At 65.0% G+C, this 13,816-nt stretch carries 12 protein-coding genes and 1 tRNA gene; 8 read left to right on the top strand and 5 right to left on the bottom strand.

Going from position 1 to position 13,816, the window contains the following annotated elements:
* Nucleotides 1-51: 51 nt before the first annotated feature.
* The 3 genes from ACMDCM_RS11780 to tsaD all read right to left on the bottom strand — a co-directional run bounded on the left by ACMDCM_RS11780 (nucleotide 52) and on the right by tsaD (nucleotide 2,641).
* Nucleotides 52-465, bottom strand: coding sequence for an EVE domain-containing protein (locus ACMDCM_RS11780; RefSeq protein WP_412773730.1), 414 nt, complete (start codon nucleotides 463-465; stop codon nucleotides 52-54).
* A gap of 108 nt (nucleotides 466-573) precedes the next feature.
* Nucleotides 574-1,554 (bottom strand): NAD(P)H-dependent glycerol-3-phosphate dehydrogenase, encoded by a 981-nt coding sequence (locus tag ACMDCM_RS11775; RefSeq protein ID WP_412773729.1) that lies wholly within the window; start codon nucleotides 1,552-1,554, stop codon nucleotides 574-576.
* A gap of 13 nt (nucleotides 1,555-1,567) precedes the next feature.
* On the bottom strand, nucleotides 1,568-2,641 hold the full coding sequence (gene tsaD / locus ACMDCM_RS11770) for a tRNA (adenosine(37)-N6)-threonylcarbamoyltransferase complex transferase subunit TsaD (RefSeq protein WP_412773728.1): 1,074 nt from the start codon (nucleotides 2,639-2,641) through the stop codon (nucleotides 1,568-1,570).
* A gap of 90 nt (nucleotides 2,642-2,731) precedes the next feature.
* Between tsaD and hemC the strand changes: the two genes are divergently transcribed.
* The 5 genes from hemC to ACMDCM_RS11745 all read left to right on the top strand — a co-directional run bounded on the left by hemC (nucleotide 2,732) and on the right by ACMDCM_RS11745 (nucleotide 7,718).
* A complete protein-coding gene (hemC, locus tag ACMDCM_RS11765) occupies nucleotides 2,732-3,682 on the top strand; it encodes a hydroxymethylbilane synthase (RefSeq protein WP_412773727.1) in 951 nt (316 codons plus the stop codon).
* A 3-nt stretch (nucleotides 3,683-3,685) separates the two neighbouring features.
* A complete protein-coding gene (locus ACMDCM_RS11760; RefSeq protein ID WP_412773726.1) occupies nucleotides 3,686-4,432 on the top strand; it encodes a uroporphyrinogen-III synthase in 747 nt (248 codons plus the stop codon).
* 345 nt (nucleotides 4,433-4,777) lie between these two features.
* Nucleotides 4,778-5,851 carry a COG4223 family protein gene (locus ACMDCM_RS11755; RefSeq protein ID WP_412773725.1) on the top strand — a complete coding sequence of 358 codons (1,074 nt, stop codon included), beginning with the start codon at nucleotides 4,778-4,780 and terminating at the stop codon, nucleotides 5,849-5,851.
* A gap of 7 nt (nucleotides 5,852-5,858) precedes the next feature.
* Nucleotides 5,859-7,514, top strand: coding sequence for a heme biosynthesis protein HemY (locus ACMDCM_RS11750; protein WP_412773724.1), 1,656 nt, complete (start codon nucleotides 5,859-5,861; stop codon nucleotides 7,512-7,514).
* A 128-nt stretch (nucleotides 7,515-7,642) separates the two neighbouring features.
* Nucleotides 7,643-7,718: transfer RNA gene (locus ACMDCM_RS11745), tRNA-Thr, on the top strand.
* 282 nt (nucleotides 7,719-8,000) lie between these two features.
* Here the strand turns inward: ACMDCM_RS11745 and ACMDCM_RS11740 are convergent.
* Nucleotides 8,001-8,366 carry a hypothetical protein gene (locus tag ACMDCM_RS11740; protein ID WP_412773723.1) on the bottom strand — a complete coding sequence of 122 codons (366 nt, stop codon included), beginning with the start codon at nucleotides 8,364-8,366 and terminating at the stop codon, nucleotides 8,001-8,003.
* A gap of 621 nt (nucleotides 8,367-8,987) precedes the next feature.
* On the opposite strand from ACMDCM_RS11740, the gene ACMDCM_RS11735 reads away from it, so the two are divergent.
* The 3 genes from ACMDCM_RS11735 (at nucleotide 8,988) to ACMDCM_RS11725 (ending at nucleotide 10,677) form a co-directional block, all read left to right on the top strand.
* Nucleotides 8,988-9,218 carry a hypothetical protein gene (locus tag ACMDCM_RS11735; protein WP_412773722.1) on the top strand — a complete coding sequence of 77 codons (231 nt, stop codon included), beginning with the start codon at nucleotides 8,988-8,990 and terminating at the stop codon, nucleotides 9,216-9,218.
* Between the two features lie 126 nt (nucleotides 9,219-9,344).
* Entirely contained in the window at nucleotides 9,345-9,818 is a 474-nt protein-coding gene (locus tag ACMDCM_RS11730; protein ID WP_412773721.1) for a tellurite resistance TerB family protein, read from the top strand.
* Between the two features lie 76 nt (nucleotides 9,819-9,894).
* Nucleotides 9,895-10,677 (top strand): SDR family NAD(P)-dependent oxidoreductase, encoded by a 783-nt coding sequence (locus tag ACMDCM_RS11725; RefSeq protein ID WP_412773720.1) that lies wholly within the window; start codon nucleotides 9,895-9,897, stop codon nucleotides 10,675-10,677.
* Nucleotides 10,678-10,692: 15 nt separating this feature from the next.
* Here the strand turns inward: ACMDCM_RS11725 and ACMDCM_RS11720 are convergent, their stop codons facing one another.
* Nucleotides 10,693-13,578 (bottom strand): autotransporter outer membrane beta-barrel domain-containing protein, encoded by a 2,886-nt coding sequence (locus tag ACMDCM_RS11720; RefSeq protein ID WP_412773719.1) that lies wholly within the window; start codon nucleotides 13,576-13,578, stop codon nucleotides 10,693-10,695.
* Nucleotides 13,579-13,816 lie beyond the last annotated feature (238 nt).

The raw sequence follows: 13,816 nt of genomic DNA, 5'->3' as shown, positions 1-13,816 counted from the left end.
TTGCGGCGACATTGTCGTCATCGGGGCGTCGTCCTCGGGGCGCGAGCCCTCCTACAGCCCGCCCATCTTGCAGACGAGCTTCCATTCCGCCGCCGTCACCGGCTGCACCGAGAGGCGGGAGTATTTGACCAGCGCCATGTCGGCCAGGCGCTTGTCGGCCTTGACGGCGGCGATTGTCACCGGCGTCTTCAGCGGCTTGTCGGCGCGGATATCGACGCAGACGAATTTGCCGGTTTTGTCGGTGGGGTCGGGATAGGCTTCGCGGATGATTTCGGCGATGCCGACGATCTCCTTGCCTTCGTTGGAATGATAGAAAAAGGCCAGGTCGCCCTTCTTCATGGCGACGAGGTTCTGCCGCGCCGTGAAGTTGCGCACGCCGGTCCACGCCTCGCCCTTCGCGCCCTTCGCCACCTGCTGGTCCCACGACCACGCCGAAGGCTCCGATTTCACCAGCCAGTAGTTCATGAGAACGATCCCACGTCATGGCCGGACTTGTTCCGGCCATCCACGTCTTCCTGTCTCTCACTACCAAGACGTGGATGCCCGCGACAAGCGTGGGCATGACAGCGAAAGCTACCCCTCAGCCCGGAATGGCCGGGTCAGCAGATTGTCGATGGCCTCGTCGATCGTCAACCGGCCGGCGAGAATGGCCGCGACCGCCTGTGCGACCGGTATGTCGATTCCGTTGGCCGCCGCCAGTTCGGCCAGCGCGGGCGCGGTGAATTCGCCTTCGCTGAGTTTTTCGCGCGGGAACGGCTCGCCGCGGCCGAGCGCGACGCCGAGCGCGAAATTGCGCGATTGTGGACTGGAGCAACTCAGGATCAGGTCGCCCAGTCCCGCCAGCCCGGAGATCGTCTCGGGCCGCGCGCCGCAGGCAAGTCCGAGTCGCATCAGCTCAGTGAAAGCCCGCGTCGTCAGCGCCGCCAGCGCCGAGGCTCCCAATTGCCGGCCAGCGACGATGCCCGCGGCGATCGCGAGCACGTTCTTGGCGGCCCCGCCGATCTCGACGCCGCGAATATCGGTGGTGTGATAGGGCCGGAAGGTCTTTGAGCCGAGCGCCTCGACCAGCGCGACCGCCATGGCTTCGCCTTTCGCCGCCAGCGTCACCGCGGTCGGCAGTCCCCGCGCCACATCGTCGGCAAAGCTCGGCCCGGACAGGATCGCAGGCGCAGCCCGAGGCGCGGCTTCCTCGATCACCTCGGTCATGAAGCGCCGCGTGCCGCGCTCGATGCCCTTGGCGCTGGCGATGACGGGCGTCCCGTCTGCGAGGTGCGGGGCCAGCATGGCGAGCGCAGCGCGCGAGTTCTGCGCAGGGACCGCGATCACGACAATGTCGGCGCGACCGGCGGCGGCGACGTCGTCGGTCACGGCGATGCCGGGGTCGAGCGGAACGCCGGGCAGCCGCGGATTTTGCCGCGTTGCCAGGATCGCTTCGACCAGCACGGCGTCGCGCGCATACAGCGTCACCTTCCGGCCCGCGCGCGCGGCGACGCCGGCCAGCGCCGTGCCCCAGGCGCCGGCGCCGATCACGGAAACGCGGTTGAGCGCTCTCATCGCGCCAACGCCTTCAAAATCCGGCGCGGCTATTGGCGAAGCCAGCGGGCGCCTGAGCCGTGGCATCCAGCAGCCAGCGGGCGCGCGGAGGGGCCTCGAGCGTGTCGGTTAAACCAGCCGCCAGCCGTTCGGCGCCGGCCCATGCGATCATGGCGCCATTATCCGTGCATAATGCCGGGGGCGGGATGATCAGCGTGGTCTGGGCTCTGGCGGCGACATCCTCCAGCGCGCCGCGGATCGCCTGGTTGGCGGCGACCCCGCCGGCGGCGACCAGCGCGCGCGGCGTGCCGAACCGTTCTCGAAACAGCCTGAGGCCGACGCCGAGCCGGTCGGCCGTCGCCTCCAGTACGGCGGCCTGAAACCCGGCGCAGAGGTCGCTGATGTCCCGCGGCTCCAGCGGGTCGATGCGGCTGGCCTCGTTGCGCACGGCGGTTTTCAGGCCGGAGAGCGAGAAGTTGGCGTCGGGGCGACCGAGCATCGGTCGCGGGAAATTGAATCGCGTGGCGTCGCCGTTCACTGCCGCGCGCTCGACCTGCGGACCGCCGGGATAGGGCAGGCCGAGCATCTTCGCCACCTTGTCGAAGGCTTCCCCCATGGCGTCGTCGACCGTGGTGCCGAGCCGTACATAGTCGCCGACGCCGAGCACCGCGACGATCTGGGTATGGCCGCCGGAGGCGAGGAACAGGCAGTAGGGAAATTCGAGCAGGCCGGTCAGCCGCGGCGTCAACGCGTGGGCTTCGAGATGATTGACCGCGATCAAAGGCAAGCGATGAACCAGCGCGATCGCCTTGGCGGTGGTCAGCCCCACGATGACGCCGCCGATCAGGCCGGGTCCGGCGGCGGCGGCGACCCCGGAAAGCTGGGGAAAGTCCGCGCCCGACTTCTTCATGGCGCTGGCGACGATGCCGTCGAGCAGATCGACATGGGCGCGCGCCGCGATTTCCGGAACCACGCCGCCATAGGGGGCGTGTTCTGCGGTCTGCGAACGTACGACGTTGGAGAGAATCCGGGCATGGCCGTCTGCCTGGCGCTCGACCACGGCGGCTGCGGTTTCATCGCAGGTGGTCTCGATCCCTAGCACCAGCATCGATATATCGCACCTAGATTATGGGTCTTGCGTTATCCCGCAAACCAGCGTTTCCCTGTCTCTCTTCGCGTAGCATTATGAGGTCCTGGCGTGCAATCCTCGGGTGAGACAGACATTCTGGCGACGATCGGCACCCGGGGCAGCCCGCTTGCGCTGGCGCAGGCCCACGAGGTGCGTGACCGGCTGGCGCGGGCGCATCGGGTCGAGCCCGGGCGGATCGTCATCAAGACCATCCGCACCTCGGGCGACGCGATTCAGGATCGTCCGCTGCTCGATGTCGGCGGCAAGGGTCTCTTCACCAAGGAGATCGAGGAAGCCCTGCTGGCTGGCTCCATCGACTTCGCGGTGCATTCGTCCAAGGACGTGCCGACGTTTCTGCCCGACGCCACCTGGCTGCCGGCGTTTCTGCCACGCGAGGACGTGCGCGACGTCTTCATCAGTCCGCATGCCGGTTCGTTGAACGATCTGCCGGCAGGCGCGACGGTCGGGACCGCATCGCTGCGGCGGCAGGCCATGGTGCTGCGGCTGCGTCCTGATCTCAAGGTCAACTCGCTGCGGGGCAATGTCGAGACGCGCTTGCGCAAGATCGCGGCGGGAGAAGCGGACGCCACGCTGCTGGCGCTGGCCGGCCTCAATCGCCTCGGACTGCAGGACAAGGCGACGCGGGTTCTGGAGGTCGACGAATTCCTGCCCGCGGTCGGGCAGGGCGCCATCGCGATCGAGTCGCGCCGTGAGGATGACCGCATCAATTCCTTCGTCAAGGCGATCGGCGATTCGGATACGGAAGTGGCGCTGAGCGCCGAGCGCAGCTTTCTGGCGCTGCTCGACGGCTCCTGCCGTACGCCGATTGGCGGCCATTGCCGCGTCAACGGCGAGCGCGTTCACTTCCGCGGTCTCATCATTTCTCCCGACGGCAAGGAGTCCTACGAGACCACGCGCGAGGGCGCGCGCGCCGATGCGATCGCGCTCGGCGCCGACGCGGCGCATGAACTGCGCGAGCGCGCCGGCGAGAAGTTCTTCACGCTGTTCGCCGGGGCATGAGTCATGGCGGTTCTCGTCACACGGCCTGAACCGGACAACGAGACCACGGCCGCGGCGCTCCGTGCGAGGGGGTTCGAGGTTCTGCTGTCGCCGGTGCTGCGTTTCGAGCCGGTCGCTTTCGAGATCGACCCACATGCAGGCTATGATGCCGTCATCGTAACCAGCGCCAACGCCTTGCGCGCGCTCGCTGCCCATCCGGGGAAAGAGTCGCTGCTGAGGCTGGCTGTGTTTGCGGTCGGCCGGCATACCGCGGAGGCGGCGCGCGATGCCGGCTTCCACAACGTGGCCGCGGCGGGCGGAGACGCGATTGCGTTGCGCGACCTCATCATCAACAGCGTTCGCGCCAAAACCCTGCCGAAGGGGGCCAGAATACTTTATCTCGCAGCGGCTGACCGGTCATGCGATCTCGCCGGAGAACTCGGAGCGCGCGGTTTGGCCGTCGTCACGGCGATCTGCTACCGGATGGCGCCGGTGGCGAATCTCGCCCGCGACGTCTGCGATGCATTTGCCGCCCACCGGATCTCGGCGGTGCTGCATTACTCGCGACGCAGCGCCCGCGCATTTCTGGATGCCGTTCGCGTCGGTGGCGTTGAAATATCGGCTTTGGCGATTCCGCAATGCTGTATCTCCGGAGCTGTTGCCTCAATTCTGCGCGATGCCGGCGCTCCCCGTGTCGTGGTGGCGAGCGCGCCGGCCGAAAATGCGGTATTGGAGGCGCTCGATGGCGCGTTGCAGCCTTTATCGCGGTGAATTGTGCGGTGCGGCCGCCGGCGCGGTAGTTGATGCGTTGCGCCCGTAATCGGGATAATAGGGTAATAGGGAGAGGGGTCTCGATCTGATACTGATGTGTCGCCGCAATGGGGAACCGTGACGATGGCAGATGACAGGCACGATGACGCGTTGCAGGAGGGGAGCTCGCAGAAGCACTCGCCTGCCACGGACATTGAAACGACTGAAGGCGCCAAGGAGGCGGATCAAGCCGCTTCGGGGCTTTCGGACGGAGCCGCCGATAACAGGCAAGATGACGCGACGCAGGAGGGGGGCTGGCACAACCACTCGTCTGCCGCAGACCTCGAACCCAACCGAGCCTTGGGGATGGCGGATGAGCCTGGTTCCGGCGACGCGGATAAAGCGGCTGGCGATGACCAGTTCATCTCCGGGCAGGCGGTTGCTCCGCCCCCGCGCTCCCGCGCCTTGTCGGCCGTATTTGGTGCGCTCAGCGGCGCGATTGCCGCCGGCGCCGTGATCGGCGGTGCGTGGGTGGCGGGCTGGCCTCCGTCACCCTCCGCTTCCGCGCCGCAAGTCAGCATGGCGCAATTCGGGGATCTTTCGAACCGGATAGCGAGCATCGAGTCCAAGGCCGGCAAGCCGGCTGCTCCGGCGTCCGACCCGGCCACTGCTGCGCGCATCGATGCCCTGGAAAAATCGGTTGCATCCTTGCACGGTGAACTGGCGGCTGTTCGCGGTCAGTCCGACAAGCTGGCTGCGGGGTTGAAAGAGGGCGCGACCGCGCCGCACGACGCCGACGACGCGTCTGATCTTGCAGCCCTCAGCGCGCGGCTCGCCCAGGTCGAGCATCAGGTCGAGCAGACGACGCAAACTCTGAGCGCCGAGGCAACCAAGCACGGGCCGGCCGTGGCCGACGACGTGCCGCTTCGCCGGGCCATGGCCGCAACGCTGCTGAATGTGGCGGTGCGCCAGGGGCAGCCCTATGGCGATCTGCTGGCGGCATCGAAGGCTCTGATCGCCGATCCTGAGACCTTGAAGCCGCTGGAGGTGTTCGCGGATTCGGGCGTGCCGAGCGCGAACGTGCTGTGCCGCGAATTGCTTGCGATCGTGCCGAAGATCGCGCCGGCACCGCCGCCGGTCATGGCGACAACCGGCAGCATCGTGAGCAGGCTACAGGAAGGCGCCGCACGTCTGGTGCATATCGAACGCATCGACGGTGCGCACACGGAGTCCGCAAGCGCGACGGTTGCGCGGATCGCGGCGTCTGCGCGGCAAAATGATATTGCCGCCGCGAAGGCAGAATTGAAAACGCTCCCTTCGGCCGACCGCACCGCCGCCGAGCCCTGGATCGCCAGGGCCGACGCACACGATGCCGCCCTTGCCGCGTCGCGTCAATTCGCAGCCGACGCGATGACGGCGCTGACCAAACCAGCGCCATAGGTTTCAGATGTTCCGTATTATCCTGTTCCTCGTTCTAATTGCGCTGGCGGCATTGGGCGCCACCTGGGTCGCCGATCAGACCGGCACGATCGTGATGTCGTGGGATGTCTGGCGAATCGAGACCACGCTGCCGGCTTTCGCGCTCGGGTTGGGTCTGCTTGTGGTCGCGACCGTGCTGGTGTGGAGCATCGTGCGGGGGCTGTGGCTCGCGCCGAAACGCATCCGGCGGGCGCGCCGGGAGCGCCGGACCGCGCGCGGCCGGGATGCGATTACCCGCGGATTGCTTGCGATCGGTCACGGCGACGCCGCGGCTGCACGCAGCCATGCCAGGGTGGCCCGGCGCCTGGTGTCGCACGACCCGCTGGCGCTGCTGTTGCACGCTCAGTCGGCGCAACTCGATGGCAATGCGGACCGAGCGCAGCGCGCGTTCCGCGCCATGGCCGAACGGGCGGATACGCGGTTATTGGGCTTGCGCGGACTTTTCATCGAAGCCCAACGGGCCGACGATCGCGCGGCCGCGGTGGCGATCGCGGAGGAGGCGCTTAAAGTTTCTCCGTCCTCGATATGGGCCTCGCAGGCCGCGCTGGGTTTCCGCTGCGCCAGGGCCGACTGGGCCGGCGCGCTCGCCATCCTCGACAAGAACGTCGCATCGGGCTTGATCGACAAGGCGGTGTATCGTCGTCAGCGTGGCGTGCTGTTGACCGCGCGGGCGCTGGAGCTCGAACAGTCGGATCGCGACGCGTCGCGCAATGCCGTGATGGAGGCGGTGAAATTTGCCCCGACGCTCGTTCCGGCGGTGGTGCTTGCAAGCAAGTATCTGAGCGAAACGAATCAGATGCGGCGCGCAATGCGGCTCATCGAAACCGCGTGGCTGGCGCAGCCGCATCCCGATCTTGCCGATGCCTACGCTCATGTCATGCCCGGCGATTCCGCGCGGGAGCGGCTGGCGCGCGTCGAGACGCTGGCGGAAAAAACGCCGGGTCATCCCGAAGGCGCGATGGCGATTGCGCGCGCGGCGATCGATGCCAGCGAGTTCGTCCGGGCCCGCCAGGTTCTGGAGCCGCTGATCGCCGCCCCGACCCAGCGCGTTGCGATGCTGATGGCCGAAATCGAGCATAGCGAACGCGGCGACAGCGGCCGGGCGCGCGCCTGGACGCTGCGGGCCGTGCGCGCCCTGCACGATCCGGTGTGGACCGCAGATGGGTATGTGTCGGATCATTGGCGCCCGGTTTCGCCGGTGACAGGACGGCTCGATGCGTTTCAGTGGCAGACCCCGCTGGCGGCGCTGCCGTCGAGCCGACCCGCCTTGGTCGAGGCCGAAGTTCCGGAGCAGATCGCCGGAGATGCGCCGCGCGTCGAAGCCTTGCCCGCGGCATTTCCGAACGAGCATTCTGTCCCCCCGGATGGCGCAGCCCCGGCAGTTGCGGTCGAATCGGCATCGCCCGGAGTCGAGGCCGCGACCTCGCCGGCCTTTCAAACCCAGTCGGACACGGGCAAACCCGGCGGATCCGATATTCCCGCCGTCATTCCGATCGTTCGCGCTCCCGATGATCCCGGGGTCGACGAAGGCTCGCAAAACGACGGATTCGCTGAAGAAAACACGTCGGTCGCGCGTCAAGCCGGAGGGTTGCGCGGACTCCTGTCGCGCCGGGGCAGTAGTTGACGGCGTCGGGCGCGATATTTGCCGGCGACACGGCGGCGGGTTCTTGCAAAGGGGGACGGTGCCCGATATCAGAGGCCCGGCGCGCGGGCCTTTGCCGGGCACGCCGCAAGCATGGCGTGAAGGTCTAAGCCGCTTTAGCTCAGTTGGTAGAGCACATCATTCGTAATGATGGGGTCGCGTGTTCGAGTCACGCAAGCGGCACCACTCCTCCTTTGGAGCGTTTTCGAGCGAAGCGGCTACCGGTTCGCTTAAAGAAAACGCGTCAAATCAAAACATAGAGCCCGCTTTTGGTTCCATCAGAAGCGGAAAGGCTCTAGTTTAGCCAGAATCGCCCAGCGCACGATCCGCCAAAGGGTGAGCGGTTTGGCGAAAGATCATACGCATCCTCAATATTTTAGAGCTGCGGCGGCGAAACCGGTCGGCAGCGTTGGACAGCCGGCGTCGGTCGGCGCCCATCGACTGCGCCCGGCTGGTAACCACAATCATTCAATTCAGGCGATTTGGAAATGGAATTACGCCATCGACCGTGAAGTGTCGGAATTCGTCCTTCAATGACGGATTGCCGAAGCGCTCTTGGAGCGCGAACGCAGCCTCCCTGTTTGGGCAGGGCATCACCTCGCCCTTCACGTCGTGCGGGTCCGGCGGCGGTTCACGTTTAATGGGCATCATCGCAAAACCGCATTTCGACTGGGCGTCGGGCCACAGCGCAAACACGATACTGCACCTGTCGAAACTTTCGCGAAGGAACGTGTCATCCTGCTGCATCGAGCGGTTGAATGCCTCGCCTCCCTGCTCCAGGGCACGGCGCAACGAGCCGATCACGAAGGCGTTGAATTCATCGTCGTCAATCATCGATCTTCCTCTAACCTCAATGCCGCTTGCCCCCGACGCGGCTAATCCGTTTGCCGGTCGCATGCCGAGACAGGCTGTCAGTTTGCGACGCCGTAACCGGGAGTGACCGCATGAAAGTAGATGGTCGCGGGCTGCTCGTGAGCGCAGGAAGCGACACGAGGCTATCGTTTACTGAAGTGCGGCACATTGGGAGTCAATGCTAACGCGAGCCCGTCGGTTGATCGGACTCCTTGGCGGGCTCTTGAACGATGGACAGGGAGGGAAAAAAACGGCTGAAACTCCTGTATTTTCTCCTGTGTGGATCAAAGCGCCTCGAAGCGCCGCCTGCGCTTGACAAATATTTGAAGACACAGCGGATTTCGTACGGCCTTGTGACCCATCGAGGCCCTGTGCTAAAGCTTCCGGAAACGAGGTGCCCGCGTGTTCTATAGCGTTTTCAAGCGAGGTGGATACCGGTTCACGAAAACGCGTCAAAAAACTAGAGCTATTCCGGCTTCGATGGAATCGAAGCCGGAATAGCTCTAGTTTCCTTCATCATCCAATCCTGACGACAGAGGTGATCGGGGATCACCAGTCGATTTTGCAAGATGCGGGCATTTCCACTGAATCGATGGAGCGCCGATGATCCGTTTCGCCGCTGTTTTATCGCTTGTTCCCCTTCTCGTCACGACTGCAGTCGCGTCGGCGCAAACCGCCGCGGAGAAACACCATTCCGACTGCGCGCGCGATGTGGCTCGGTATTGCCGATCCAAGATGAACGACGGGGACGCGACAGTTCTCGCATGCTTGAAGGAACACCGCGCCAGGCTCAGCAAAAGGTGCGCCAGGACATTGACCGAGCATGGCCAGTAAGCCGCGGCCCGCGGGCCTTGCCGAAGTGTAATCCCTTGCGGGGGAACCTGTGCCCAGGGCGCACGGTTGTTTTTCGTGTGATGAACGCGGTCGCTTGACATTCCAGACATTGTGGCGGACGGACCGATGCTTGACAGGCTGCGCCATTTCATCGCCGACGTTGTATCATCCGAAACCCCGGAAAACCGGTCATTCGATGAAACCGGGTGCAAGCTCGCGGCGACGGCGCTGTTCGTCCATATCATCTCGCTCGACGGTGCGCCTTCCGAGGTCGAAATCCGCAAGCTGCACGAACTGATCGAAACCCGCTTCGGGCTGGACCCGGGAACGGCCGACAGGCTGATCGAGGCGGCGACGCGGGTGGAGGGCGACGCAGTCGACCTCTATCATTTCACCAGCGTGATCATGCGTTCGCTCAATGACGAGGATCGCTTGCGCATCGTCGAAATGATGTGGGAGCTGGTTTATGCGGACGGCCACGTCAGCGAATTCGAGGAGAACGTGGTGTGGCGCGCCGCCGATCTTCTGGCGGTCTCCTCGCGCGACCGCATCGACCTCAAGCACCGCGTCGGCAAGCGGTCGGCCGATCCCGCGACCTGATCGCTGATTTCCGACACGATATTGGAAGCTGCCATCGAGCCTTTTACGTCGAACGTCGTTTGCAAGAGCGTGGATCGTGACCAGTCCCGTGACATTGATAACAGGCGCTTCCTCCGGCATCGGCGCCGAGCTTGCGCGGGTGTTCTCCGCCCACGGGCACCGCGTGGTTCTGGTCGCCCGGCGCGCCGACCGTCTCGAGGCTCTTGCGGCTGACATCGCCGCGTCGGGCCGCATGTCTCCGATCGTGGTCCCCTGCGATCTCGGCGCGAGGGATGCGGCTGATCGGATCGCCGCGGCGCTCGCCGCCGAGAATGTCGAGGTCAAGTATCTGGTGAACAATGCCGGGTATGGATTGTCCGGCCGGGCTGCCGAGCTGGACCGCGCCGACCAGCTTGCGATGATCGACCTCAACGTTCGGGCGCTGACGGATCTGACCTTGCGTTTCGTCTCCAGCGTGATCCGGCTGCGCGGCGGCATTCTCAACGTCGGGTCGATCGGAGGATTTTTGCCGGGCCCCGGCATGGCGGTCTATTACGCGTCAAAAGCCTTTGTCCTCTCGTTCAGCGAAGCGCTGCGCGGCGAACTGGGGCCGCTCGGGGTCCGGGTCACCGTGATCTGCCCGGGTCCGGTGCCGTCCGGATTTCAGGCGCGGGCGGGGCTCAAGCCCGGTTTTGATTCCGCGATCCTCAATGTGTCGGCAAAGGACGTCGCCGCGGACGGCTATCGCGCGCTGATGGCCAACAAAAGGTCCGTGCTTCCCGGTCTCGGGATCAAGGCGGTGCCGTTCCTGCTCCGGCTGTTTCCGCGCGACTTCGTCTTGTGGGGGGTCGCCGGCTTCCAGATGCGAAGGCGATTGTGACGTTAGGCCCGCGGCTCACCACACGTAGCGGATGGTGCCCTTGCCGGCGTAGGATCGTGTGACGTTGGAGAACTCACTCTCGAAGGTGGCGGCCACCGACCAGTCGTCGATCCACTTCATCTCGGCCGCGCCGGTGACCAGCGCGGCGTCGGAGGCCATGGCAGCGCCGTTCACGACGAAGCTGGCGCCGGGCAGGGTCTGGAACGTCGCGGCGACTGTGCGATCCGGATTGAAATCGTGCGCCCATGCAAGACGCCCGCGCAGCGTCAGGATCGCGTCCTGCACCGCGTAGGATTTGTCGGTGCGGAGACCGACTTCGCTGCGGATATCCGTCACGCTTTTGGCGCGGTTGGCCAGCGCAAAGGTGTTGGCGCCAGACAGAACACTTTCGGCATAAGCCGGCAGATCGAAGGTGGTGAACTGGCCGGCCGTATAGGGCGTGATCCCGATGCCGCCCGTTGCGGGACTGACCGCGCGATAGCCGTCTTCGACACGGCCCGACCATGCATTGGCGTTGAAGCGCGCCTGCAACCGGTCCGCGCCGCTGATCGTCACCATGCGGTTGGTGGTGACGTCCTGCCAGCCGTAAGCGAGCGCACCGGAAAGATAGGCGGCGCCGACGGCATGTCGAATGAAGGTGCCGGCCTGGAACAGGTCGGACTGTCCGCTGCCCCGCCCGTTGGCGACATTGAAGCTGGTGCCGCCGCCCGCCAGCGCGAAGCCGGCGGTTGTGAACGGCGAGATACGATAGTCGGCGCCGACCGCGACGCCGGCGACACTCGAGGTCGCCGTACTGGATCCGAGCGAGGTATTGCCGTCGGTGGTCTGCGAGCCGCCGTAACCTGTGGCCCACACGCTCCAGCGCGGAATGAGGGGATCGGCCATTGCAGGCGCCGTGCGAGAGATCGCGGCATAGGCGTCACGCTCGTTTTTTGAACGTGGCGCGTCTCCCGATGCATAGGCGCCGACGCCGTAGCCATCTCCGGCATAGGCCGGGGCCGCACCGTTTGCGGTTGCACCATTGCCGCGGCCGGCAATGAAGGGATCACTCAGGATCCCCAGGAACAGGTTCATCGCATTGAAGGTGGCCTGCAGCGAGCCGGTCGCCGCTTCACCCGAGACCTGGGTCAGGCCTGCCGGCGTCAGCGCACCGAATGCCAGCGGAATGCCGCCGGCGGTGTTGAAGGAATTGATCAGCGTATTGGCGACATTGCGCTGATTTGGGCTGGCAAAGGCCCTCGCCAGTTGGGGAACAAAGTTCAGCGTCAGGTTGAGATAGGCATGGGTCGGGTCGTAACTCAGGCTGGTCGCGAAGTTCGCCGGCAGATTGGTATTGGCCAGCAAGCCGAACGTGCCGCTGACGTTGCCCGCGGTGAGGATGGTATATTGCTTCGAGATGTAACTGCCGTTGGCATAGATCGCCTTGACGGTGGCGCCACCGAGCGTCGCTGCACCCGTGACATGGGCGGATGACGCGGTGGCGGGGTTGAGCATCACCATATATTTCGCGCCCGATTGCAGGGCCACGCTGCCGAGATTCAGAGAGGAGGCCGGCGTACCGTCGCCCGGCGCCAGCGTTCCGCCGCTGTTGATGCCGACGCTGCCGACGCTGCCGGTGCCGGCAAGCACCGCGCCGGTGTTGACGCTGACCGGGCTTGACGCCGCCAGCGAGCCGGTGACGTTGAGCGTGCCGGCATCGACGGTGGTGGCTCCGGTATAGAGGTTGGCGCCGGCGAGCGTCAGCGTTCCCGTCCCCGCCTTGATCAGCGCGCCGCCGGCGGCGCCAGGTAAACTACAACTCGAGCCTGATGGTCCGCAGTCGCTGATGACGCCGCTGACGGTGGTGCTCAGATTGTTGCCGCCGACCGTGAGTTGATTGGCGCCGAGGTAGAATTGCCCATTGCCGGCGATCGAGCCAGCCGAGAGCTGCCCGTTGTTGAGCGGTCCGCTCGACCCCGAGAAGTCGGTCGACGCACCGGTGCCCCCATTGGTGATACTGGCGTTGCCAGCCGTGCTGTTGGCGGCGAATTGCAGGAACCTGTTGTTAGCGAGGCTGGCGTCACCGGCCGTGCTGGAGTCGGAGAACTGCAGAAGATTGTTATTCGTGATACTGGCATTGCCGGCCGTGCTGCTGTTGGCGAATTGCAGGTAACTATTGCTGGTAATGCCGGCGCCGCCGGCCGTGCTGTCGTTGTAGAAGTACCCGCTGCCGTTATTGGTGATGCTGGCGCTGCCGGCCGCGCTGGTGTCGAGGAACTCCATGACACTGTTATTAGTGATGCTGGCGTTGCCGGCCGTGCCGTGGGTGGCGAATTGCAGAGAACTGTTGTTCGTGATGCTGGCGTTGTCGGCCGTGCTGCTGCCGAAGAAGTACAGGGTGTTGTTGTTGGTGATGTTGGCGCTGCCCGCTCTGGTGGCGTCATAGAACTCCAGGCTACCATGATTAGTGATGACGGCGTTGCTGGCCGTGCTGGTGTCGATGAACTGCAGGACACCGTTATTGGTGTCAGTGATGCTGGCGCTGCCGGCTGTGCTGCCGTGAGAGAATTGCAGCAAATTATTGTTGGTAATACTGGCGCTGCCGTCGTTGAGGACGATCCCCCCGCCGGTGAACATCAGAGCATGGTCGCTGGTAAAGGTATAATTCGAAGCGCCGGTGTTGAAGGTCCACCCTCCCAGGGTGGTGTCATTCGCGAACGTAATGTTCGTGCCGGTCGACATGCCGAACGATGCGGTGCCGGTCGGCACGGTGGCCGGGGTCCAGTTCGCCGCGTCGTTGAAGCTGCTGCCGGACGGAGCGGCGAGCCAGCTCGCATCCTGCGCCGCCCCTGGCGCTGCCCACGTCAGCGCCAAAGCGAGCCACGCCGCCAAGCCCGTCTTGGATATCGACAGCCTGCTCATGCTCGTTCCTCCGGCTGCATGCTGGAGGTCGCCAGCAAAGCCGTGACCGAATCGCGTATCTGAATACTATCTTACTTATGGCTAATATTATCTTACCTCCCTCCTGACAGGACATTCCGCACCGCTCCCCGTGTGCCGGCAAGTTTTGGTTCGGCTGCGGTGTTGCCCTTGGAACGCATTGGCATTACCCCGCGCTGCAACATCCGCTATGCCGCGATGCTTTTCACCCGCCAGGTAC

The sequence above is a fragment of the Nitrobacter sp. genome (assembly GCF_047149785.1).
In the GTDB taxonomy this organism is placed as follows: Bacteria; Pseudomonadota; Alphaproteobacteria; order Rhizobiales; family Xanthobacteraceae; genus Nitrobacter.
This window is presented reverse-complemented; position numbering and strand designations above follow the sequence as displayed.

Excerpts from the sequence above, each read along its gene's own strand:
- ACMDCM_RS11730 (WP_412773721.1), top strand. The coding sequence starts at position 9,345 with ATGCTTGACAGGCTGCGCCATTTCATCGCCGACGTTGTATCATCCGAA.
- tsaD (WP_412773728.1), bottom strand. The coding sequence starts at position 2,641 with ATGCTGGTGCTAGGGATCGAGACCACCTGCGATGAAACCGCAGCCGCC.
- ACMDCM_RS11760 (WP_412773726.1), top strand. The coding sequence starts at position 3,686 with ATGGCGGTTCTCGTCACACGGCCTGAACCGGACAACGAGACCACGGCC.
- ACMDCM_RS11750 (WP_412773724.1), top strand. The coding sequence starts at position 5,859 with ATGTTCCGTATTATCCTGTTCCTCGTTCTAATTGCGCTGGCGGCATTG.
- ACMDCM_RS11720 (WP_412773719.1), bottom strand. The coding sequence starts at position 13,578 with ATGAGCAGGCTGTCGATATCCAAGACGGGCTTGGCGGCGTGGCTCGCT.
- ACMDCM_RS11735 (WP_412773722.1), top strand. The coding sequence starts at position 8,988 with ATGATCCGTTTCGCCGCTGTTTTATCGCTTGTTCCCCTTCTCGTCACG.
- ACMDCM_RS11740 (WP_412773723.1), bottom strand. The coding sequence starts at position 8,366 with ATGATTGACGACGATGAATTCAACGCCTTCGTGATCGGCTCGTTGCGC.
- ACMDCM_RS11755 (WP_412773725.1), top strand. The coding sequence starts at position 4,778 with ATGGCGGATGAGCCTGGTTCCGGCGACGCGGATAAAGCGGCTGGCGAT.
- ACMDCM_RS11780 (WP_412773730.1), bottom strand. The coding sequence starts at position 465 with ATGAACTACTGGCTGGTGAAATCGGAGCCTTCGGCGTGGTCGTGGGAC.
- ACMDCM_RS11775 (WP_412773729.1), bottom strand. The coding sequence starts at position 1,554 with ATGAGAGCGCTCAACCGCGTTTCCGTGATCGGCGCCGGCGCCTGGGGC.